The 19477-nt window shown below is 40.9% G+C and carries 21 protein-coding genes and 1 riboswitch; of the genes, 10 read left to right on the top strand and 11 right to left on the bottom strand.

Annotated features, from left to right (window positions below; genetic code table 11):
• Window positions 1-8: 8 nt before the first annotated feature.
• Window positions 9-1055, bottom strand: a complete 1047-nt coding sequence (locus tag ABEQ24_RS03665) for a tetraprenyl-beta-curcumene synthase family protein (RefSeq protein ID WP_430005646.1) — start codon at window positions 1053-1055, stop codon at window positions 9-11.
• Between the two features lie 49 nt (window positions 1056-1104).
• Window positions 1105-1896, bottom strand: coding sequence for a lysophospholipase (locus ABEQ24_RS03660; protein ID WP_430005505.1), 792 nt, complete (start codon window positions 1894-1896; stop codon window positions 1105-1107).
• Window positions 1897-1989: 93 nt separating this feature from the next.
• Here ABEQ24_RS03660 and ABEQ24_RS03655 point away from each other — a divergent pair, with 93 nt between their 5' ends.
• From ABEQ24_RS03655 to ABEQ24_RS03645, 3 genes are all read left to right on the top strand, one after another.
• Complete coding sequence (locus tag ABEQ24_RS03655; protein WP_430005504.1) at window positions 1990-2511, top strand: gamma carbonic anhydrase; 522 nt, start codon at window positions 1990-1992, stop codon at window positions 2509-2511.
• A 278-nt stretch (window positions 2512-2789) separates the two neighbouring features.
• The gene (locus ABEQ24_RS03650; RefSeq protein WP_430005503.1) at window positions 2790-3344 is read left to right on the top strand and encodes a phosphatase PAP2 family protein; all 555 of its coding nucleotides are present in this window, start codon (window positions 2790-2792) and stop codon (window positions 3342-3344) included.
• 58 nt (window positions 3345-3402) lie between these two features.
• Window positions 3403-4545, top strand: coding sequence for a glycosyltransferase family 4 protein (locus ABEQ24_RS03645; protein WP_430005502.1), 1143 nt, complete (start codon window positions 3403-3405; stop codon window positions 4543-4545).
• Window positions 4546-4571: 26 nt separating this feature from the next.
• On the opposite strand, the gene asnB is transcribed toward ABEQ24_RS03645, so the two are convergent.
• Window positions 4572-6461 carry an asparagine synthase (glutamine-hydrolyzing) gene (gene asnB / locus ABEQ24_RS03640; protein WP_430005501.1) on the bottom strand — a complete coding sequence of 630 codons (1890 nt, stop codon included), beginning with the start codon at window positions 6459-6461 and terminating at the stop codon, window positions 4572-4574.
• Window positions 6462-6702: 241 nt separating this feature from the next.
• Window positions 6703-7905 carry a methionine adenosyltransferase gene (metK, locus tag ABEQ24_RS03635; RefSeq protein WP_430005500.1) on the bottom strand — a complete coding sequence of 401 codons (1203 nt, stop codon included), beginning with the start codon at window positions 7903-7905 and terminating at the stop codon, window positions 6703-6705.
• Window positions 7906-8095: 190 nt separating this feature from the next.
• A riboswitch (SAM riboswitch) is annotated at window positions 8096-8229 on the bottom strand.
• 311 nt (window positions 8230-8540) lie between these two features.
• On the opposite strand from metK, the gene pckA reads away from it, so the two are divergent.
• Window positions 8541-10130 carry a phosphoenolpyruvate carboxykinase (ATP) gene (gene pckA, locus ABEQ24_RS03630; protein WP_430005499.1) on the top strand — a complete coding sequence of 530 codons (1590 nt, stop codon included), beginning with the start codon at window positions 8541-8543 and terminating at the stop codon, window positions 10128-10130.
• Window positions 10131-10290: 160 nt separating this feature from the next.
• Window positions 10291-11484 carry a dicarboxylate/amino acid:cation symporter gene (locus ABEQ24_RS03625; RefSeq protein WP_430005498.1) on the top strand — a complete coding sequence of 398 codons (1194 nt, stop codon included), beginning with the start codon at window positions 10291-10293 and terminating at the stop codon, window positions 11482-11484.
• 77 nt (window positions 11485-11561) lie between these two features.
• On the opposite strand, the gene ABEQ24_RS03620 is transcribed toward ABEQ24_RS03625, so the two are convergent.
• The gene (locus ABEQ24_RS03620; RefSeq protein ID WP_070878780.1) at window positions 11562-11804 is read right to left on the bottom strand and encodes a DUF2584 domain-containing protein; all 243 of its coding nucleotides are present in this window, start codon (window positions 11802-11804) and stop codon (window positions 11562-11564) included.
• A 63-nt stretch (window positions 11805-11867) separates the two neighbouring features.
• Window positions 11868-12650, bottom strand: coding sequence for an alpha/beta hydrolase family protein (locus ABEQ24_RS03615; protein WP_430005497.1), 783 nt, complete (start codon window positions 12648-12650; stop codon window positions 11868-11870).
• Between the two features lie 136 nt (window positions 12651-12786).
• Between ABEQ24_RS03615 and ABEQ24_RS03610 the strand changes: the two genes are divergently transcribed.
• From ABEQ24_RS03610 to ABEQ24_RS03595, 4 genes are all read left to right on the top strand, one after another.
• Window positions 12787-13773, top strand: a complete 987-nt coding sequence (locus ABEQ24_RS03610) for an ABC transporter substrate-binding protein (RefSeq protein ID WP_430005496.1) — start codon at window positions 12787-12789, stop codon at window positions 13771-13773.
• A 12-nt stretch (window positions 13774-13785) separates the two neighbouring features.
• Window positions 13786-14559 (top strand): ABC transporter ATP-binding protein, encoded by a 774-nt coding sequence (locus tag ABEQ24_RS03605; protein WP_430005495.1) that lies wholly within the window; start codon window positions 13786-13788, stop codon window positions 14557-14559.
• Window positions 14546-15352 carry an ABC transporter permease gene (locus ABEQ24_RS03600; RefSeq protein WP_430005645.1) on the top strand — a complete coding sequence of 269 codons (807 nt, stop codon included), beginning with the start codon at window positions 14546-14548 and terminating at the stop codon, window positions 15350-15352. The genes ABEQ24_RS03605 and ABEQ24_RS03600 overlap by 14 nt, the downstream gene beginning before the upstream one ends.
• 197 nt (window positions 15353-15549) lie before the next feature.
• A complete protein-coding gene (locus ABEQ24_RS03595; protein WP_430005494.1) occupies window positions 15550-16518 on the top strand; it encodes a S8 family peptidase in 969 nt (322 codons plus the stop codon).
• Between the two features lie 41 nt (window positions 16519-16559).
• On the opposite strand, the gene ABEQ24_RS03590 is transcribed toward ABEQ24_RS03595, so the two are convergent.
• The 5 genes from ABEQ24_RS03590 to ABEQ24_RS03570 form a co-directional block, all read right to left on the bottom strand.
• Window positions 16560-17111 (bottom strand): hypothetical protein, encoded by a 552-nt coding sequence (locus ABEQ24_RS03590; RefSeq protein ID WP_430005493.1) that lies wholly within the window; start codon window positions 17109-17111, stop codon window positions 16560-16562.
• A gap of 104 nt (window positions 17112-17215) precedes the next feature.
• A complete protein-coding gene (gene ytkD / locus ABEQ24_RS03585) occupies window positions 17216-17686 on the bottom strand; it encodes an RNA deprotection pyrophosphohydrolase (protein WP_430005492.1) in 471 nt (156 codons plus the stop codon).
• Between the two features lie 66 nt (window positions 17687-17752).
• The gene (locus ABEQ24_RS03580) at window positions 17753-18085 is read right to left on the bottom strand and encodes a hydrolase (RefSeq protein ID WP_430005491.1); all 333 of its coding nucleotides are present in this window, start codon (window positions 18083-18085) and stop codon (window positions 17753-17755) included.
• Window positions 18086-18153: 68 nt separating this feature from the next.
• Window positions 18154-18558 (bottom strand): phage holin family protein, encoded by a 405-nt coding sequence (locus ABEQ24_RS03575; RefSeq protein WP_430005490.1) that lies wholly within the window; start codon window positions 18556-18558, stop codon window positions 18154-18156.
• A 215-nt stretch (window positions 18559-18773) separates the two neighbouring features.
• Window positions 18774-19214 carry a Dps family protein gene (locus tag ABEQ24_RS03570; protein WP_430005489.1) on the bottom strand — a complete coding sequence of 147 codons (441 nt, stop codon included), beginning with the start codon at window positions 19212-19214 and terminating at the stop codon, window positions 18774-18776.
• 110 nt (window positions 19215-19324) lie between these two features.
• Between ABEQ24_RS03570 and ytzI the strand changes: the two genes are divergently transcribed.
• Window positions 19325-19474 carry a YtzI protein gene (gene ytzI / locus ABEQ24_RS03565; RefSeq protein WP_430005488.1) on the top strand — a complete coding sequence of 50 codons (150 nt, stop codon included), beginning with the start codon at window positions 19325-19327 and terminating at the stop codon, window positions 19472-19474.
• The last annotated feature ends 3 nt before the right edge of the window (window positions 19475-19477 follow it).

The raw sequence follows: 19477 nt of genomic DNA, 5'->3' as shown, positions 1-19477 counted from the left end.
TCTTTTGCTTAAGAGGTTCTCGCAGCCATTTTCTGAATAGCACGGTAGGCCCGTCCATTCCAATAAAAAAACGAAGACGTTTTTCCGCCAAGTTTAATTAACTTTCTGGCAAGCTTCCCGAGGTCTTTTCTTGAAGTTACTTTTTCGTCGGATAAATAAACGCCAAGCAGCCCTCTGTGAATAAGTTTATGAAAGTTTTCATGAGGAATTCCGCTGAGATTTGAATCAGCCTTAAGGACGAAATGCTCAAGCCTCATCATCATTTCATTCTCAGTCTCATAGTAATTGCAGAAATTCAGATCTCCGCCGATCCGGTCTTCTTCCTGATCAATTAAATAGTCGAGCAGAATATGCAGTCCTTGAACATACGGGAAATAACTTTCACGGATTCGGAAAGCTTCCTTCTCGCTGAAATCATCTCGGAAAGCGTAAGAGACGAGACAAAAAATGCCTAAAGTTGATCCTGCACATGCAGAAAATTCATACCACTGCATGTCCGGGAATGCCGGTTTATTTTTTTCAAACCATGTTTCAAGCCTTGGAATGCGCTCATCCATAGTTACATGTTTATGTACTTGTAAATCGCAGTAATAACAAGATAATTCGAGCAGATGTTCTGCAATTAGAGAGTAGTTGCCAAGTTTACTTAATATATTCTGGCAAGTGGATACGAGTGATTGCAAGTATCCGCCGTCATTTTGATCGGTCCGGTAAGCATAATAATTCTTCAGGGGTGAACCTACAGTCAGTGCATCATTCATTGATTGATGCAGCATGGCAAAGTCCAGTGGATCAAGCGATGTACTCCGGTCGCATAAATTATCAAGATAATCACTTATCGTCTGATAAGCTACAATAAATTCAATGCATACATGCTTGTGTGTTTCTGATAAAAGACCAAAAATCCCTCCGCCCTCACAGTGGAAGGATTTATCATTTATACTTGAGAGCGCCTGATTTCTAAGTTCCGCGTTTTGAATCTGACTTGCTTTTTCTCTCCATCGATTGAGATGGGTGTGCACAATCGGAAAAATATCTTTATAAATTTTTGCCATTAATCGCAGAGGGTGCTGCGGTATTGCCGTCAATAAGATCACCTCTTTATTATCTGCTCTCTAAATGTGCGTCAACAAATGACTGAGCATAATTAAATACTTGATCCCGCTCAGGCTCATTAAAAATTTCATGATAGAAGCCCTTCCATTCTTTAAACGCTTTTTCAGACAATGCAGCACGGTTGAACCATGTCTTAACAGCAGAACTGTCCACCACTTTATCATCCCCGCCCTGCATGACAAGCAGCGGTAAATCAGGAAACTTCTTCACGTTTATATGCGCCTGCTCAATTGCCTTAATTAATTCACGATACCACCTGATGGACACCTTTGTCACATAAAGTGTATCATTCTCATCGGCGTCTCTCACTTCTTTATTTCTTGTTGCTATACTTACAGATAAGCCGGAATCAACTCTTAACGCTGGAGCAATAATGTTTAATGGCTTAGAGATCAGTTCCATCGCTTTACTTGGCTTATATACGAGCCCAAGGCATGGCGAAGATAAAATAACACCGTTAATATGCTGGTGTTTTTCCTGCATGGCCCGGATGACGATCAGCCCGCCCATACTGTGACCAAGTAAAAAAAGGGGCAATCCAAGCTTCCGCGCTTCTTCTACCCATACGTTAAATTCGGTGATATACTCGTCAAATGACAGAATATGCCCCCGTCTTCTCGTTGATGTGCCCTGACCCGGGAGATCTCCCATAATGACATGATACCCGGAGCACTTCCACATTTCAACGAGCCACCGGTAACGTCCGTGATGTTCTGCAGCTCCGTGCACAATTACGATGACACCCTTAGGATCAGAGTCTTCACATTCCCATTTCCACATGATCTTGTTCACACCTTTCTTTTAAGAAAATAAGGTTTAGTTTGCTATAATAACGATGTGTACATTTTACATATATAAAGGAGATATAAATTTATGATATACCCTTATAAAGACAGCTTTCCGCAAATTTCCGAATCGGCATTTATCGCAGACTCCGCTGTGATTACCGGTGACGTCAAAATTGGCGCTGAATCAAGCATTTGGTTTCATACGGTGATAAGAGGCGATGTTTCACCTACAGTTATTGGCAGCAGGGTCAACATTCAGGATCAGTGCTGTCTTCATCAAAGCCCGGATGCTCCCCTTATCATTGAAGATGAGGTAACTGTGGGCCATCAAGTCATCTTACATAGCTCGATTATCAGAAAGCAATCATTGATCGGGATGGGTTCCATTATACTCGATGGGGCAGAAATAGGCGAAGGTGCTTTCATTGGAGCTGGAAGCTTGGTCCCCCAGGGCAAGAAGATTCCGCCAAACACACTTGCTTTCGGAAGACCTGCAAAGGCAGTCCGCGAATTAACTGAGGAAGACCGGAAAGACATGGAACGCATTCGCCGAGAGTATGCTGAAAAAGGTCAATATTATAAGAAGATCCAGGAGAACCAAGAATAATTTATGCTCTCTCCTCATATATGTTAACACCGAGTAATGGGTGTTTTCATCATCCTGTATTTCCGTGAAATTGCCCTTGTCTGCGGTTTCACGGATTTTTTTCATTAGCTGTTAATTGTGTGCTCCTCCTTTTATTTTGTGAAAATAGCTTCAGGCTGATCAAACGATTCTGGTGCTGTTTTGTAAATAATTTACTTGTAAATTTTACATTTCCTTATTATTTGCTAAATATTTGTGTTTTACAATGTGGTTAAACAGTGAAAAGGAGCATCCGATTGATGACCAAACTAATGGAAAACATGTACGATTTCGAATGCAGATTGTTCCGCAGTGTTAACAGACATTTTGACCGGAAATTTATGAATTGCTTTTTCCGAAATATTACACACATTGGCGGAGCTACCTTCACGATTTCCATTTGTCTGCTGCTTATATTCATGACGGACGGCGCAACACGCATGGCGGCCATTTCAAGTGCAGCAGCTCTGCTCATTAGTCATCTGCCTGTAGCATTTGTCAAAAAACGCTATCCCCGGAAACGTCCCTATCTCGCTTTATTAGAAATTAAAGTAACAGCAAATCCGTTAGAAGATCATTCTTTTCCATCAGGACATACAACAGCTGTTTTCTCAGTTATTATTCCTTTTCTTTTTATTCTTCCACAGGCAGCCATCCTGCTTCTGCCGCTCGGTGTCATCATCGGCGTCTCAAGAATGTATCTTGGCTTGCACTACCCTTCTGATGTACTTGCAGGATGTTTACTCGGCACTACAGCAGGCATTACTTGTTTTCTTCTTATTAATAAATATTTCGGGGCTTCTCTGATTCTCTAAGTTCCAGCTGAATTTGTAACAAACTCAGGCTACTGTAACTGATTTATGGAGGGATAAGATGAAAATTGCGATATTCACAGACACATTTGCACCGGATGTAAATGGTGTTGCGAGAACGTTAAAACGTCTTACCGATTATTTAGAAAGCAAAGGTCATGAATATAAAGTTTTTGCTCCCGAAAGCACAAAGGAATCTCTTTTTTCAAGCCATATCCACAGGTTTGCGAGTTCTTCCTTTTTTTTATACCCGGAATGCAGGCTTGCCTGGCCGAACATGCTGCAAGTAAAGTCGGAGCTCATCAGATTCAAGCCTGACATTATTCATGTAGCCACTCCTTTTAACATTGGTTTATGCGGACTGCATTATGCCAAGAAATTAAATATTCCCATTGTCGGTTCCTATCATACTGATTTTGATCAATATCTGGAATTTTATGATCTGCAGATATTCTCAAAGATTTTATGGAAGTATATGCATTGGTTTCACAGGCCCTTGGAGAAAATCTTTGTGCCTTCTGAAGAAACAAAGCAGCAAGTGCTGCATCAGGGATTTGAAAATGTCCATATATGGTCGAGGGGTGTGGACTGCCAATTATTTCACCCCAACTATTTGCGGAAAGAAGTCACGCTTGAATATCAAATAAAAGAGAAATTCATCTTAACTTATGTGGGAAGGCTTGCACCCGAAAAAGATGTTGAGACATTGATGAAGATCTCCCACCAGCTTCCAGAGCACCTAAAATGCAAAGTGCACTTTTTAATTGTCGGGGATGGACCGTCTAAAGAAGAAATGTTAAAAGATGCACCGGACAATATGACATTTGCCGGATACGCAAGCGGCGAAAAGCTTGCAAAGATCTATTCCGGCTCTGATCTTTTTGTCTTTCCCTCACCTACTGAAACTTTCGGAAACGTTGTTCTTGAATCATTCGCTGCAGGAACTCCTGTTGTCGGGGCAAACTCAGGCGGAGTAAAAAACATTATTCAGCAGGGAAAAACAGGGTATTTATGCACCACAGGATCGGTTTCAGAGTTCATAAGCGCCATTGAAACACTTTTGCAAAATGATGCTTTGCGGTATCAGATGGGAATGAGTGCGCGTGCTTACGCCCTCAGTCAAACATGGGACAGCATATTTGAAGGACTCCTTAATGAATACAGTGAAGTCCTTCATCAGCATGAGTTTATCCGTTATGCTTAAAGCCCCTTCATATGAAGAGGCTTTTTTTATTTTGCTGCAGCAAGCTTGTCCCTGTTAAAGCTGTATACATTCTCTATAAAAACCTGATGCCAGAGAATAAATGTTAAAATCGTCCATATTTTTCTGCTGTAATCTCCTTCCCCTTTTCTATGTTTCAGAAGAAGTTCATGGGCATATCCCTTATTAATCAAATCATCTAATTCACTTTCTGAAATGAGGGCACTCGCCCACCCATACATCTCATGTTTCAGCCAATTACGGATTGGCACTGGGAACCCAAGCTTTCTTCTGTTGAGGACGTGTGATGGAACTAGATCACGGACAGCCTGGCGAAGCAGATATTTGGTCTCGCCATTTTTCACTTTCCATTCAAAAGGAATAGCTGCCGCTGCCTGAAAGACCTCTTTATCCAGAAAGGGAACTCTTAATTCCAGAGAATGAGCCATTGTCATTTTATCTGCTTTAACTAGAATATCTCCTTTCAGCCACGTCATAAGATCGATATACTGCATTTTTGAAACACTGTCGAGATGACGGACATTTTCAAAAAGAGTTCCTGTGATTTCCGTTGGTTTCACATATTGATCTCTTCCTGTGAGGAGCCGTTTTTTTTCATCTGCAGAGAAAATGTTGGCATTTCCTATGTAGCGGTCTTCTAGAAGAGTTGTTCCCCTTTCAATGAAGCTTTTGCCTTTCATTCCTTCAGGAAAGACGGATGCAAGCTGTTTTAATGCCTGCCTGATGCCAGTTGGAAGATGACTAAAGACAGACAGATCATAAGGCTCTTTATAAATGTTATAGCCTGCAAACAGTTCGTCTGCCCCTTCACCTGATAATACAACCTTTACATGCTTGCGGGCTTCCCGGGCAAGAAAATACAGCGGGATAGAAGCAGGATCTGCTACCGGATCATCCATATGCCAGATGATCTTTGGAAGCTCTCTCATAAACTCGGTATGATCTGCATAATATGCGAAGTTTTCTACTCCAATGACAGCTGCTGTTTCTTTTGCTACATCGATTTCACTGTAGCCATCCTGCTTAAATCCAACAGAAAATGTTTTTAAGCCTGGGTGAAACTGTCTTGCAATGGAAGCAATGATACTCGAATCAACACCCCCAGACAAAAAAGAGCCAACCGGAACATCGCTTCGCATATGCATTTTCACCGAATCGACGATCACAGTTTGAATGGCATCAATCATCCTGCTCTTATCACTTGACTTGACAGGCTTCATCTTTGGTTCCCAATACTTCTCTAATACCATCCGGTCGCCTGCCTCTTTTGTCACACAATATCCTGGCGGAACTTTGTGAATCTCTTTCTCGATGGTATCAGGATCAGGAACATATTGAAATGAAAGATAATGCTGTAAAGACACATCATTAACACGAGATATTCTTTTGTATTCTTTCAAGGATTTCATTTCAGAAGCAAAAAGGACAGCTGATCCATCCTCTATGTAGTACAGCGGCTTTATTCCAAAATGATCTCTGGCAGCAAAAAGATGCTGCTCCCGCCTATCCCAGATCAGGAAGGAAAACATCCCCCTTAAATAGCAAAGAACATCCTTACCATATAGATGAAACAGCGCAACGATTACTTCAGTATCTGTTTCTGTTCTTAACCTTTCTCCTTTTTGAATTAAGAGTTCTCTAAGTTCCACATAATTATAGATTTCCCCGTTAAAAACAATCTGATAGCGGTCATCATCTCCATATGGCATAGGCTGATGTCCGCCATCTGCATCAATGATGCTGAGCCGCCTAAAAGCAAGGATAGCATGATCATCCTCAAACATTCCGCTGTCGTCAGGTCCTCTATGCACAATTTGTCTGCTTGCTGCCTCTATATACTCGCGGTACCTTTTTGAATGCCCTTTTTCAAAATCAATTACTCCTGCAAAACCGCACATTTATTTCCCTCCAAAATACTGATTGCTTATTAAACGACAGATTTTGAGAGAATGTTGCAGGTTTTTACAAAAAAAGACAAGAATGATACCTTTGGATCGAGATTAAGCATTTAGATGGCAGGAGTACATTCAGTTTCTTTACATATACCGCCAACATGCCAATCACAGATCTTCAGGTTCAGCAATTTAGCATAAAAAAAGGATGAAACCAGGCTCAAAGCCGGTTTCATCCTTCATTTAATTATTGGTTTAACGCTTGCTCTTTAAGAGCTTCTGCTTTATCCGTTCTTTCCCATGGAAGGTCAAGATCATTACGGCCGAAGTGTCCGTAAGCAGCTGTTTGTTTGTAAATCGGACGGCGAAGATTCAGCATGTTGATGATTCCTGCCGGACGAAGGTCGAAGTTAGCACGAACAACGTCAACCAGCACATCTTCCTTCACTTTGCCTGTTTCGAAAGTATCGATTGCAATCGATACTGGCTGAGCAACGCCAATTGCGTAAGCAAGCTGAACTTCACATTTATCAGCAAGGCCTGCTGCTACAATGTTCTTAGCTACATAGCGAGCCGCATATGCTGCAGAACGGTCAACTTTTGTTGGATCTTTACCTGAGAATGCGCCTCCGCCGTGACGGGCATAGCCTCCGTAAGTATCAACGATGATTTTACGGCCTGTTAAGCCTGCATCACCCTGTGGTCCGCCGATAACGAAACGGCCAGTCGGGTTGATGAAGTATTTAGTATCTTCATCAATTAATTCTTTAGGTACAACCGGGTTAATAACATGCTCTTTTACGTTGCGCTGAATTTGCTCCAATGAAATTTCAGGGTGGTGCTGAGTTGAAATAACAATTGTATCAATGCGAACTGGCTTGTCATTTTCATCATACTCAACTGTTACTTGAGTTTTGCCGTCCGGACGAAGGTATGGAAGAATTTCTTCTTTGCGTACTTCTGTTAAACGGCGTGCAAGTTTGTGAGCAAGAGAGATCGGAAGCGGCATTAATTCTTTCGTTTCGTTATTGGCAAAACCGAACATTAATCCTTGGTCACCTGCACCAATCGCTTCAATCTGCTCATCAGTCATTTTTCCTTCACGTGCTTCAAGCGCCTGGTCAACACCCATTGCGATGTCTGCTGACTGCTCATCAATTGAAGTAAGTACTGCACAAGTTTCTGCATCAAAACCATATTTTGCACGAGTGTAGCCAATTTCTTTCACCGTTTCACGAACGATTTTTGGAATGTCTACATAAGTAGAAGTTGTAATTTCACCAGCAACCAGAACAAGACCTGTTGTAACAGATGTTTCACAAGCTACACGGGCATTTGCATCTTTTTCTAGGATTGCATCTAAAATCGAGTCAGAAATCTGGTCACAAATTTTATCAGGATGACCTTCAGTTACAGACTCTGAAGTAAACAGACGACGTTGTTTAGTCATTAAAGTTTTCCTCCTCAAAAGGTTAGATGATACGGAACTCATTCCCTTTCATATTTTGACCATTCGGCAAAATATTTCAGTTGGCATGTTTTAGGAGAATCCACGAGTACTTTCAGGCAAAAAATATTTATTCGAAATAAAAAATCCTTTCCCGCGAGGAAAGGTTATTTACTAAAATCGTAGCCTTTCGCTCTTATCGATCAAGGGCTTTCGCCTTGCATCAGGTTAGCACCTTTGCTTGCAAAAATTCATGAATGAATTTTAAAAATAAAGCAGGTTGCTGGGTTTCATTGGGCCTGTCCCTCCACCAGCTCGGGATAAGAGAATCCGTTCAAGGACATATAATATCGTATATTTCCTCCAGGTGTCAACAAAAAATGACAAGGTTTTCGGATTCGATTTTTTTGGTCCCTTCTAGTATGTTTCCACAAAATGCCGAAATAAAAACACTTCCTATTATATATGTATCATTTTCATCAAAATCGTCCTTTAAACGGTTCCATTTCATGATTTTGTACGTAGAATGAGTTAAATAGTATAGACTATTTATTATAATGTGTTATACTAATTAAGAAGAGTCACTTAACATATAGTTAAAAATAATAATAGAAATATAGGTAAAGGATGGGTATGGGATGAATTCAATCGAAATTACAAATGAGCTTGATGTGTTGCTTAAAGGGGAAAATGCATTTCATAACTTATCAGTTCCTGTTCTTGTTGAAAAAGTTTTAGAACGCGGTGAAGGAACATTAACTTCGACGGGAGCAGTCCGTGCAACAACGGGTACTTACACAGGACGTTCACCTGAAGATAAATTTATTGTAAATGAAAAAGCAACAAATGACAAAATTGAGTGGGGAACTGTTAATCAGCCTTTCTCAGAAACAGCATTTGAAAAATTGTACTTAAAAGTTCTTTCATACTTAAAAGACCGCAATGAGCTCTTTGTTTTTAAAGGCTTTGCCGGCGCTGATGCAAAATACCGCCTGCCGATCCAGGTTGTAAATGAATTCGCATGGCACAACCTGTTCGCTCAGCAATTATTTATTCAGCCAGAGAGCACGGATGAGCTGATTCAGCATGACAATCCTTTCACAATCGTTTCAGCTCCTAACTTTAAAGCAGATCCTGCAGTGGATGGAACAAATTCTGAAACATTTATCATCATTTCATTTGAGAAAAGAACCATTCTTATCGGCGGCACTGAATATGCAGGAGAGATGAAAAAGTCCATTTTCTCTGTCATGAACTATCTGCTTCCTGAAAGCGGTATCCTGCCAATGCACTGCTCTGCAAATGTTGGCCAGGAAGGCGATGTTGCCCTTTTCTTCGGTCTGTCAGGCACAGGAAAAACAACCCTTTCCGCTGATCCAAAGCGCAAATTAATCGGCGATGATGAGCACGGCTGGTCCAATGCTGGTGTTTTTAATATCGAAGGAGGCTGTTATGCCAAGTGCATCAACCTCTCACGTGAAAAAGAGCCTCAAATTTTTGATGCAATAAGATTTGGATCAGTGCTTGAAAATGTAGTCCTTGACGATGATACACGAATCGCTGACTACGATGATACTTTCTTTACTGAAAATACAAGAGCAGCCTATCCGCTTGAAGCAATGGATAATATTGTGAAGCCTAGTATTGCCGGCCACCCACATACAATTGTCTTTTTAACAGCTGATGCATTTGGCGTTCTGCCTCCTATCAGCAAGTTAACAAAAGAACAGGCCATGTACCACTTTTTAAGCGGATACACAAGCAAGCTTGCTGGAACTGAACGCGGCATTACATCGCCTCAGGCTACATTCTCAACATGCTTTGGTTCACCTTTCCTCCCCCTTCCAGCCACTGTTTATGCAGAGATGCTCGGCCGGAAAATCGATGAGCATCAAGCTAATGTATTCTTAGTGAATACAGGCTGGACTGGCGGAGAATACGGAACGGGCCAGCGCATGAAACTGAAATATACGCGCGCAATGGTTCAATCCGCTCTTGAAGGTGAGTTAGACAATGTGGAAACTGTCAAGGATGAAAACTTCGGACTTCAAATTCCAATTCATGTGCCTGGTGTACCTGATGAAGTGCTGCAGCCGGTTAAAACTTGGGACAGCATGGATGCTTATAATGAAAAAGCAAGAGAGCTTGCTGGAAAATTCAAGCAAAACTTCAAGAAGTTCAATAATGTTTCAGCTGAGATCGAGACCCTTGGCGGACCAGCTGTATAAACCTTTCAAAAGCTATGCCATATGTTCCGGCATAGCTTTTTATTTTCTTTTCCATATATTAATAAAATAAAAATGAACATTTTTATACAAAACCCTTCATTCCTGTGCTAAAGTAGTTCTATAACACATGTACACATGTATTTTTCGGGAGGACAACATCATGAAATTAAAGCTCGGACTTTTGCCGCAAATCATACTTGCTATTCTTCTCGGTGTCGTAATCGGCAGTATCTCACCAGAATGGCTCGTAAAAGGATTTGCAACATTTAATGGGATATTCGGCAACTTTATAGGCTTTGTGATTCCATTTATTATTATTGGATTTATTGCACCTGGCATCGGCCAGCTTGGTAAAGGTGCTGGCAAATTGCTTGGAATTACAACAGGACTTGCCTATATCTCTACGATTTTTGCAGGACTGCTTGCGTTCGCAGCAAGCTTATCTATTCTGCCAAATTTCATTTCTGGAAATCAGCTTGTAAAGACTGATAATCCTGAGGAATTTTTATTATCACCATACTTTGAAATTGGAATGCCGCCTGTTATGGAAGTCATGAGCGCCCTCATATTCTCTTTTATCATTGGAATTGGGCTTGCATCCATCAAAGGAAATACACTGCAAAATGCATTTGAAGACTTTCAAAAGATTGTTGAGAAATTGATCAAAACAGCGATTATCCCGCTGCTTCCGTTCCACATTTTTGGTATTTTCGCAAATATGACTTACGGAGGACAAGTTCAGTCGATTTTATCTGTTTTTGCAAAAGTTTTTGTCCTTATTATCCTGCTTCATATCACAATGCTTTTGATTCAATATTGCACTAGCGGTTTGCTGACTAAAAACAACCCAATAAAGCTTTTAAAGATTATGTCTCCGGCATACTTTACAGCACTCGGGACACAATCTTCCGCAGCTACAATTCCCGTAACGCTTGGACAAGTTAAAAAAACCGGCGTTCAGTCAAAGATAGCAGACTTCAGTGTACCTCTTCTGGCAACTGTTCACTTGTCAGGAAGTACAATTACACTTGTTTGCTGCGCAATGGGTGTTCTGTTTATGAACGGCACAACTCCATCATTTGAAATGATGATTCCATTTATTCTAATGCTCGGTGTTACAATGGTTGCCGCACCTGGAGTACCAGGTGGAGCAGTAATGGCTGCAATCGGCCTGCTTGAAACAATGCTCGGCTTTGATCCGACAATGGTTTCCCTTATGATTGCTTTATACCTCGCTCAGGACAGCCTTGGCACAGCAACAAATGTTACAGGTGACGGAGCTCTGACAATGCTCGTCAATAAATTCAGCACAAAAAAGCCCCAAAAGATGAAAGAATCACAGCTTGCCGGATAAATAGAACATGTTCAGATTGAATTGATATGCTCCCCATGAAAAAAGCTGCCCGCAGGCAGCTTTTCTTACGTTAAAAATTAATTTGTTGATTTCAGCGCAATCAGCTGATACGTCAGAATGGTCTTAGAATCAGAAAGCTCAAGTTTTTTGATCAGAGCCTGTCCGCTGACGTCCCCTTCTTTTGTTTTCCTGACTTCAACGGGAATCTCCAGCGGATAAATGCGATAGCCCTCTTTCTCGAGAGAAAATAGATTCTCTTCTAATCGGTTTTCTCTCCCTTTTGTCACGATCATCGTGTTCAATTCTAAAGGCATCCCCATCTCAATCACTCCTTTTCATATATCATTATTTTAACATATTCATTCAGCTCAGGATCCCCGTATTTATTGCTTTTTCATCCAGGAAGTCAGCTCTCTTACTACTTTTCGGTTAACGGCAGGCGGAAAGTAATGTGTATACTCCTCAAAATACATCGTATCTGCGCTTTTTCCAAGTTCACCAAGTCTTTTTTCAAGCAGGTAAGCATGTTCCACAGATACATTTTGATCATGTGCGCCATGAATAATAAGAATTGGAGCCTTCAATGAATCCAGATTATACAGAGGCGTTCTCCACTTATATCTTTCAGGATATTTTGAAGGAGTCCCTCCTATCACCCGCTTCATCATTCTCCGCAGATCTTCCCGCTCCTCATATGTAAGGGACATATCAGAAACGCCTCCCCATGTAACGACTGAACGGACGTCATGGTCTAAAATTCCAGCAAAAAGCGCCATTACTCCTCCCCTTGAAAATCCGAAGACATGGATTCGTTCCTGATCAGCTTTAGGATGGTTTTTTAATAAAGTGAGCGCATGCAGCGCATCATATCTGTCATCTCCCGCGAAATCCTCGTTTCCTTCTCCCCCTTGATTCCCCCGGTAAAACGGAGCCATCACGACAAATCCTTCTGAAGCAAATTGCACAATTCGTCCCGCTCTGACCTTGCCAACATTTTTAATTCCGCCTCTTAAATAAAGAAAACCGTCATATTTTCCTTCTTTCTGAGGTTCAGCCAGGAGTCCCTTTACTTTAAGCCCTTCGGATAAATAGGTGATGAGCTGCAGTCTGATTTTAGGATTAGGCGACGGCAGCAGCTGACGCTCGATAATTGAACCATTCTCCATTTTTTCTTGCACCTCGCAAAATCATTTATAGGCATTCACACATTTTTTTCGCTCTCATACATTATTCTAGGCGTTACAAATTTGGATACTCATTTTAATATTTTTTGATGGTGTCTGTCACCAAGGAGGATTTTATATGAAAAAAAGTCTCATCGGCTTTGCGGTACTCGCTCTTCTTATCTTTACACTAAGTGCGTGCAATCAAAACAAGCCGGAAAAAATCAGGTTGGCTGAAGTTACCCATTCCATTTTTTACGCACCATTGTATGCTGCAATGTCTGAAGGTTTCTTTGAAGAAGAGGGTCTTGATGTTGAGCTTACAACAACATGGGGCGGAGATAAAACAATGACAGCTCTTCTCTCAGATGGTGCGGATATTGCACTTGTCGGCTCTGAAACGTCGATTTACGTTTCTGCTCAAGGCTCTAAAGATCCCGTAATCAATTTTGCCCAGCTTACACAAACGGACGGCACCTTTTTAGTGTCACGAGAAAAAATCGAGAATTTCAGCTGGGATCAGCTGAAAGGCAGCACGTTCCTTGGCCAGCGGAAAGGCGGAATGCCGCAGATGGTTGGAGAATTCGTCTTAAAGGAGCATGGTATTGATCCGCAAAATGATTTAAATCTGATTCAAAATATTGATTTTGCCAATATTCCAAGCGCTTTTGCTTCAGGAACCGGCGATTTTGTCCAGCTTTTTGAGCCTACAGCAAGCATTTTTGAAAAAGAAGGCACCGGGCACATTGTGGCATCATTCGGGAATGAATCCGGAAAAGTTCCTTATACAACATTTATGGCAAAAGAAAGCTTCTTAAAAGAAGATTCAGAAGCAGCAGAAAAATTCACAAAAGCCATTTATAAAGCCCAGCAATGGGTAGAGGAAAATAGTGCTGAAACCATTGCAAAGGCAATTGCCCCGCAATTTAAAGATACAGAACTTGAGCTTATCACAACAGTAGTAGAGCGCTATAAAGAGCAGGGATCTTTTGCAAATGATCCAATCCTTGATGAGGCAGAATGGACGAATCTTCAAAACATCATGGAAGAAGCGAACGAATTGCCTGAGCGAATTGAGCACGAAACACTGGTTAATACGAAGTTCGCAGAAGACGCTGCAAAGTAAGGAGGTTTCAGCATGTCTTTCTTGACGGTCCAGCATATCCACCATATGTATTTTACAAAAGAATCAGCAACTCTTGCATTAGAGGATATTGATTTACAAGTGGAGGAAGGAGAATTCATCTCCTTTCTTGGCCCGAGCGGATGCGGCAAAACTACCTTGCTGTCCATTATCGCGGGTCTGATCTCACCTACAAAAGGCAGCATTTTAATGGAAGGCAGACCGGTCAAACATGACACATCTGCCATTGGATACATGCTGCAGCAGGATTACCTTTTCCCGTGGAAAACAATTGAAGAAAACATTCTGCTCGGATTAAAAATCGGGGGCAGCATGTCAGCTGATGCAATAAAGAAAAGTCTTACTCTGCTGAAAGATATGGGACTTGAGAATGTCGAGAAGAACTATCCGCGCCAGCTGTCAGGCGGGATGAGACAGCGTGCAGCTCTGGTCAGAACACTCTCTACGAATCCTAAGCTTCTCATGCTTGATGAACCTTTTTCTGCGCTGGATTATCAAACAAAGCTTAAGCTTGAAGACCTCGTTTGGAGCACATTGAAGGATTTCAGGAAAACGGCGCTGCTTGTCACACATGATATCGGTGAAGCCATCGCTATGAGCGACCGCATCTTTCTTCTTTCCTCAAAACCTGGAAGAATCGCTAAAATCTTTCAAGTTCCAGAAGAATTAAAAATCATGACACCATTTACAGCGAGACAGCACCCCTCCTTTACAGACCTGTTTCAGCATATTTGGAAGGAGCTGGATCAGCTTGATGGAAAAGAGTGAATTAAACAGACTGCATCAATCTTATTTAAAAGGCTTGAAAAAAGAGAAAAACTGGGTAAGGTTTTATCAGCTTCTTATCTTTATCACGTTTTTCTCCCTTTGGGAAATAGCAGGAAAAAGAGAATGGATTGATCCTCTGCTGTTCAGTTACCCTTCAAAAATATGGAACTTATTTTTAGTAAAGATTGCGGACGGATCTCTTCTTTCAAATTTGAGCGTCACCTTATTTGAAACCGTGCTTGGCTTTATCATCGGCACACTGTCCGGAACTGTGCTTGCAGCTGTTCTTTGGTGGTCTAAACGGCTGTCAAATATTCTTGATCCTTACTTGGTCATTTTAAATGCTATGCCAAAGGTAGCGCTAGGACCTATTTTAATTGTGGCGCTTGGACCTGGTTATTTCTCTATCATTGCAATGGGTGCCATCATCTCTATCATAATAACAACAATCGTAGTTTATACGGCATTCCGGGAAATGGATTCCAACTATCTGAAGGTGCTTCAAACTTTTGGGGCGTCGAAATGGCAGATGTTCAAAGAAGCCGTACTGCCTGCATCATTTCCAACGATTATATCAACCCTTAAAGTCAATGTAGGACTCTCATGGGTTGGAGTCATTGTAGGAGAATTCCTGGTATCCGCAAAAGGATTGGGGTACATGATCATTTACGGTTTTCAGGTCTTCAACTTTACGCTTGTCCTCCTCTCGCTTATCATCATTGCCTGCTTTGCAACCATTATGTATCAGGCCGTTGAACTGCTGGAGAGAAAGCTGGTTAAGGATGATGAATAAAAAATACGGTCTTAATTGGGCCGTATTTTTGTTTTATCAGTCTAAGTCGTCTGTGCCATTTTCATTATTCATCTCTAGTCTATTTGGCATTTGCTAGAATTGATGGAAAATGATAAAATTTAACAGAAAGTTCTGATTATTATACCTCTGTCTCTGGCCTTACATTTGTTTCTGAAGAAATGATAGGAGGGGTTGTAATGGAAAAGTCTATTAAATTGATCCCGTACAAAGTTGACAATCATCTTGCAGAGGCTCAGCAAATCCCGGAAGGCGTGGATATGATTCAAGCCCCCGCATTATGGAGCAAAGGATTTAAAGGCAAAGATGTATTGATTGCAGTAATTGATACTGGATGTGACGCACAGCATCCTGATTTAGAGGGCAGAGTAATCGGCGGCCGCAACTTTACCGATGATGATAATGGAGATCCTGATGTATTTACAGATTACAGCGGCCACGGAACTCACGTAGCCGGTACGATTGCTGCCGTAAATGCGGCATCAGGTGTGATTGGTGTTGCACCTGAAGCTAAGCTCCTTATTTTAAAAGCACTTGCGGGAGAAGAAGGTTCAGGTGCCTATGAGTGGATTATCAATGCCATTGAATATGCCATTTCAGAAAAGGCTGATATTATCTCAATGTCTCTCGGGGGGCCATCTGATGTGCCTGAGCTTCATGAAGTGATACAAAAAGCTGTACAAAACCAAATTCTCGTTGTGTGTTCAGCAGGCAACGAAGGAGACGGCAACAGCAAAACATCGGAATTCTCATACCCCGGCTGCTACAATGAAGTCATTTCAGTCGGAGCGATCAGTCTCCAAAGAAAATCTTCTTACTTTACCAATTCAAATAATGAAATAGACGCCGTCGCACCTGGGGAGAAAATCATTTCTACCATTCCCGGCGGAAAATATGCCGTATTCAGCGGAACATCCATGTCCGCACCGCATGTTTCAGGGGCTCTTGCATTAGTCAAGAAGCTTGCTGAGAGTGAATTCGAAAGAAAACTTTCAGAACCGGAAATCTATGCCCAGCTGATGAAACGAACGATTCCGCTTGGCTTTCCTAAGAGTCTTGAAGGAAACGGCTTAATCTACTTGACGGCTCCAGACCTGCTGGCTGATTTTCTTAAAAAAGAAAATATTGCTTCATCTATTGGAGTATGATCCATTTAAACAGGCTTTCGGATATCCGAAAGCCTGTTTTATTATTTATCATTTATTCCTTTGTAAGGAACACCGTTCATTTTTGCAGCAGAATAAAAATTCGCATGATCACTGTTAAATCTTCTGTCGCGCAGAAAGACAAGTTCTTCCCCATCTTTGAATAAAAACTTTACTTGCCAGTTAACCGCCTCATCATCAGACTCTTCGGTGATAATTTCTTTAACATCCTTCCACTTGTAGCTTGTTTCAGAAAAGGACCATGGGTTACTGAACTTAATTTCATCATAGGTCACTACTTTATAGTGATCTGTGCCAAGTGCAATTCCGATAAACCCGATAATCGCCAGAGGCAATGCCGCTTTCCACAGTTTTTTCTGATTTAAATACATCAAAAAACTGGAAAGAGCAAGTATTCCAATAGAGACTCCGTACATATACAGGACAAGCTTAGGCGTTTGGATCGTAGCGGTATTCATTGTGTGATATAAAATGTTATGTATGGTATACGGAACAATCAGAATGACAAAAAAACTTGAGACTGCCAATAACAAAGAAACAGCAATCCATACGTACCTTGGTTCACTGTGAGACATTGTATTCCCCCCTAATTTCATCTGCTCTTCTTCATATTACTATATTTTCCATTGTTTTTTTATGATTCTATAAAAAAATCCCGGCATTCATTTGCCGGGATTCACTAAATATACTCTGCTGTTACTTTCATCAAGCTCTTAACCAATACTTCATCTTTCATGATAAAACTAAACTTTCGATTTCTCCCAATATCCGAAGGCAGGGAGTCAAATAAGATAGGCCCTTTTGTCTCAAGATAATCTGTTTGGGGGATGATCTCCCCAATTTCTGCGTAATAAATATTCTTGACGATTGTTTTTTCTTTTCCAAGCACCTTGTATTGTCCGATATACGTTAACTTCGACACAGACGCCCCTGTTTCTTCTTTGACTTCTCTGACAGCAGCATCATCAGGACTTTCAGATTCTTCGACCTTGCCTCCCGGAAATTCATATCCCCGATCGCGATGAATCGTAAGCAGCCACTGATCTCCGTAACGGCAAATGACCCAAACATGCTTAGGATCTTTTGAGAATGCATTTTCCTCAAAAGACAGATGAACTTCATTGTGATAATAATCTTTAAATCGAAACATTTTCCTATCCCTCAATTTCTATGTGTCCATAAAAATCTTATCACAATGAAAGAGTTTGTATAAGACCTATTGTTGTTCTTCAATCTTTTTTAAAATTCCCTGTGAGCGAATATGGTTCCTTGCTTCTTCGTCTCCAAGCTGATAAATCATTTCATAAATTTTATAATTTGTTTGATCTACCGCATCATTCTGCCTGTCGTAATGATATTCCAAGTACGGAACATGGGCTCTGAAAAATCCCTGCCAGTCAGATGAATACACCTGATCAAAATACTCTCTGAGAGATGTAATTTCCTCTTCTGTCGCTTCAATCTTATAATCCCACGGAGCTTCCGTGCTCAGCTGTGATATTTCACCGTTCGCAACCGTTACATAATAAGTTTGCTTCGTATCTGACATTTCTTTAAGCACCCCTTTACTTGTCCATTGTTTATTTTTTTCCTATTCATGAACAAATTATTCGGCACTCATTTTTTAAACAATTGCTCAATATACTCTAAAATCCTGATTAAAAACTTAGGGACAGGCAGCTTGACATTATGGGCGTTTCTCAATATTCGCAGAGCTTCAAAAACAATATAGAAACAAATCGTTCCATCGCGCAGAATGTAATTTGTATTTAATACAAGATCAAGTAAATTCGCAACGGCCACAACCGAAATGATGATAACTTTTGCAACAAGCCTTGATGCCGAATTTTTCAGCAAATTCGCAGTGTCAGTAAGAGCGTCAGCCAAAATAAACGTTAAAAACTCGATTAACATTAATGATAACAGAATTAAAAAGATTTCATGAAGTTCGCCGATTATGAAGGTGAGTACGGAGAAATAGATAGAGGTAAGCATAAGCAAGCCCATTTCCAGACGAGACATGTTCTTGCCATCCTTTCTATAAGAATACATTCCATCTATTTTATGTTTTCGTTTCTCACCTTGCTCTAGCAGGTATCTCATCCCTAAAAAAATGTGCTAATCTACAAGCAGCCAAAAGACCGGTTCGGATGCCGATAAAAATCATTGAGCAAACCTCCATTTTACGTTTTTTCCAGAAGAGATTAATCAACGAAAAAGACTGCCCTGCGGCAGCCTTATTTCCCTAAGAATGATTTCAGCATCCAGTTATGCTTCTCTAGACTTTGGTGAATAGCAAGGAGCATGTCACCCGTTGTTTCATCACCGACCTCATCTGCAAGGTCCATGCCTTCTTTTAGTTCATCGGCAACTTTTGAAAAGTCGTTATACACGGTTTGCACCATTTGCTCTGCTGTTTCTTTTCCTTCTGCTTCACTTACTGTTGAGAGTTCCAGGCATTCTTTCAGCGTTGCAACAGGAGCTCCCTCAAGTGCCAACAGACGTTCTGCAAGTTCATCGATATGAACGTGCGCTTCATTGTAAAGCTCTTCGAATTTTTCATGCAGAGTAAAGAAATTCTGTCCTTTTACATACCAATGGTAATTATGTAGTTTCTCATATAAAACTGTCCAGTTAGCTACTTGTTTATTGACGGTTTGCACTAATTTTTCTGACATATTCAAGTCTCCTCCTTATTGTACTTATAAATTACCCCTTTTAAGAGAAAATAAAACAATTTCTGAGCAGATTTCTGATACAATTAATGATACACAGGAGGAGATTTAATATGTTTTTTATCTTTGCGATTTGTATTCTCATCATTATTATCGTGCTTCTGCTCAGTGTTCTGACTACTTCAAAAGCGTATAAATACGAGCATAAAATTGATCCTCTGAAAAAAGATGAATCGAATGAAAACGAAAAAGACCAAAAATAAACC

Source organism: Metabacillus idriensis, from assembly GCF_050483325.1.
GTDB classification, from domain to species: Bacteria; Bacillota; Bacilli; order Bacillales; family Bacillaceae; genus Bacillus_P; species Bacillus_P idriensis_A.
The sequence above is the reverse complement of the archived record's forward strand: the minus strand, read 5'-3'. Positions and strand labels throughout refer to the sequence as shown.

What these genes read in the sequence shown, in the direction of transcription:
- ABEQ24_RS03665 (WP_430005646.1), bottom strand. Translation starts at nt 1,055, where the DNA reads ATGGCAAAAATTTATAAAGATATTTTTCCGATTGTGCACACCCATCTC.
- ABEQ24_RS03660 (WP_430005505.1), bottom strand. Translation starts at nt 1,896, where the DNA reads ATGTGGAAATGGGAATGTGAAGACTCTGATCCTAAGGGTGTCATCGTA.
- ABEQ24_RS03655 (WP_430005504.1), top strand. Translation starts at nt 1,990, where the DNA reads ATGATATACCCTTATAAAGACAGCTTTCCGCAAATTTCCGAATCGGCA.
- ABEQ24_RS03650 (WP_430005503.1), top strand. Translation starts at nt 2,790, where the DNA reads ATGACCAAACTAATGGAAAACATGTACGATTTCGAATGCAGATTGTTC.
- ABEQ24_RS03645 (WP_430005502.1), top strand. Translation starts at nt 3,403, where the DNA reads ATGAAAATTGCGATATTCACAGACACATTTGCACCGGATGTAAATGGT.
- asnB (WP_430005501.1), bottom strand. Translation starts at nt 6,461, where the DNA reads ATGTGCGGTTTTGCAGGAGTAATTGATTTTGAAAAAGGGCATTCAAAA.
- metK (WP_430005500.1), bottom strand. Translation starts at nt 7,905, where the DNA reads ATGACTAAACAACGTCGTCTGTTTACTTCAGAGTCTGTAACTGAAGGT.
- pckA (WP_430005499.1), top strand. Translation starts at nt 8,541, where the DNA reads ATGAATTCAATCGAAATTACAAATGAGCTTGATGTGTTGCTTAAAGGG.
- ABEQ24_RS03625 (WP_430005498.1), top strand. Translation starts at nt 10,291, where the DNA reads ATGAAATTAAAGCTCGGACTTTTGCCGCAAATCATACTTGCTATTCTT.
- ABEQ24_RS03620 (WP_070878780.1), bottom strand. Translation starts at nt 11,804, where the DNA reads ATGGGGATGCCTTTAGAATTGAACACGATGATCGTGACAAAAGGGAGA.
- ABEQ24_RS03615 (WP_430005497.1), bottom strand. Translation starts at nt 12,650, where the DNA reads ATGGAGAATGGTTCAATTATCGAGCGTCAGCTGCTGCCGTCGCCTAAT.
- ABEQ24_RS03610 (WP_430005496.1), top strand. Translation starts at nt 12,787, where the DNA reads ATGAAAAAAAGTCTCATCGGCTTTGCGGTACTCGCTCTTCTTATCTTT.
- ABEQ24_RS03605 (WP_430005495.1), top strand. Translation starts at nt 13,786, where the DNA reads ATGTCTTTCTTGACGGTCCAGCATATCCACCATATGTATTTTACAAAA.
- ABEQ24_RS03600 (WP_430005645.1), top strand. Translation starts at nt 14,546, where the DNA reads ATGGAAAAGAGTGAATTAAACAGACTGCATCAATCTTATTTAAAAGGC.
- ABEQ24_RS03595 (WP_430005494.1), top strand. Translation starts at nt 15,550, where the DNA reads ATGGAAAAGTCTATTAAATTGATCCCGTACAAAGTTGACAATCATCTT.
- ABEQ24_RS03590 (WP_430005493.1), bottom strand. Translation starts at nt 17,111, where the DNA reads ATGTCTCACAGTGAACCAAGGTACGTATGGATTGCTGTTTCTTTGTTA.
- ytkD (WP_430005492.1), bottom strand. Translation starts at nt 17,686, where the DNA reads ATGTTTCGATTTAAAGATTATTATCACAATGAAGTTCATCTGTCTTTT.
- ABEQ24_RS03580 (WP_430005491.1), bottom strand. Translation starts at nt 18,085, where the DNA reads ATGTCAGATACGAAGCAAACTTATTATGTAACGGTTGCGAACGGTGAA.
- ABEQ24_RS03575 (WP_430005490.1), bottom strand. Translation starts at nt 18,558, where the DNA reads ATGTCTCGTCTGGAAATGGGCTTGCTTATGCTTACCTCTATCTATTTC.
- ABEQ24_RS03570 (WP_430005489.1), bottom strand. Translation starts at nt 19,214, where the DNA reads ATGTCAGAAAAATTAGTGCAAACCGTCAATAAACAAGTAGCTAACTGG.
- ytzI (WP_430005488.1), top strand. Translation starts at nt 19,325, where the DNA reads ATGTTTTTTATCTTTGCGATTTGTATTCTCATCATTATTATCGTGCTT.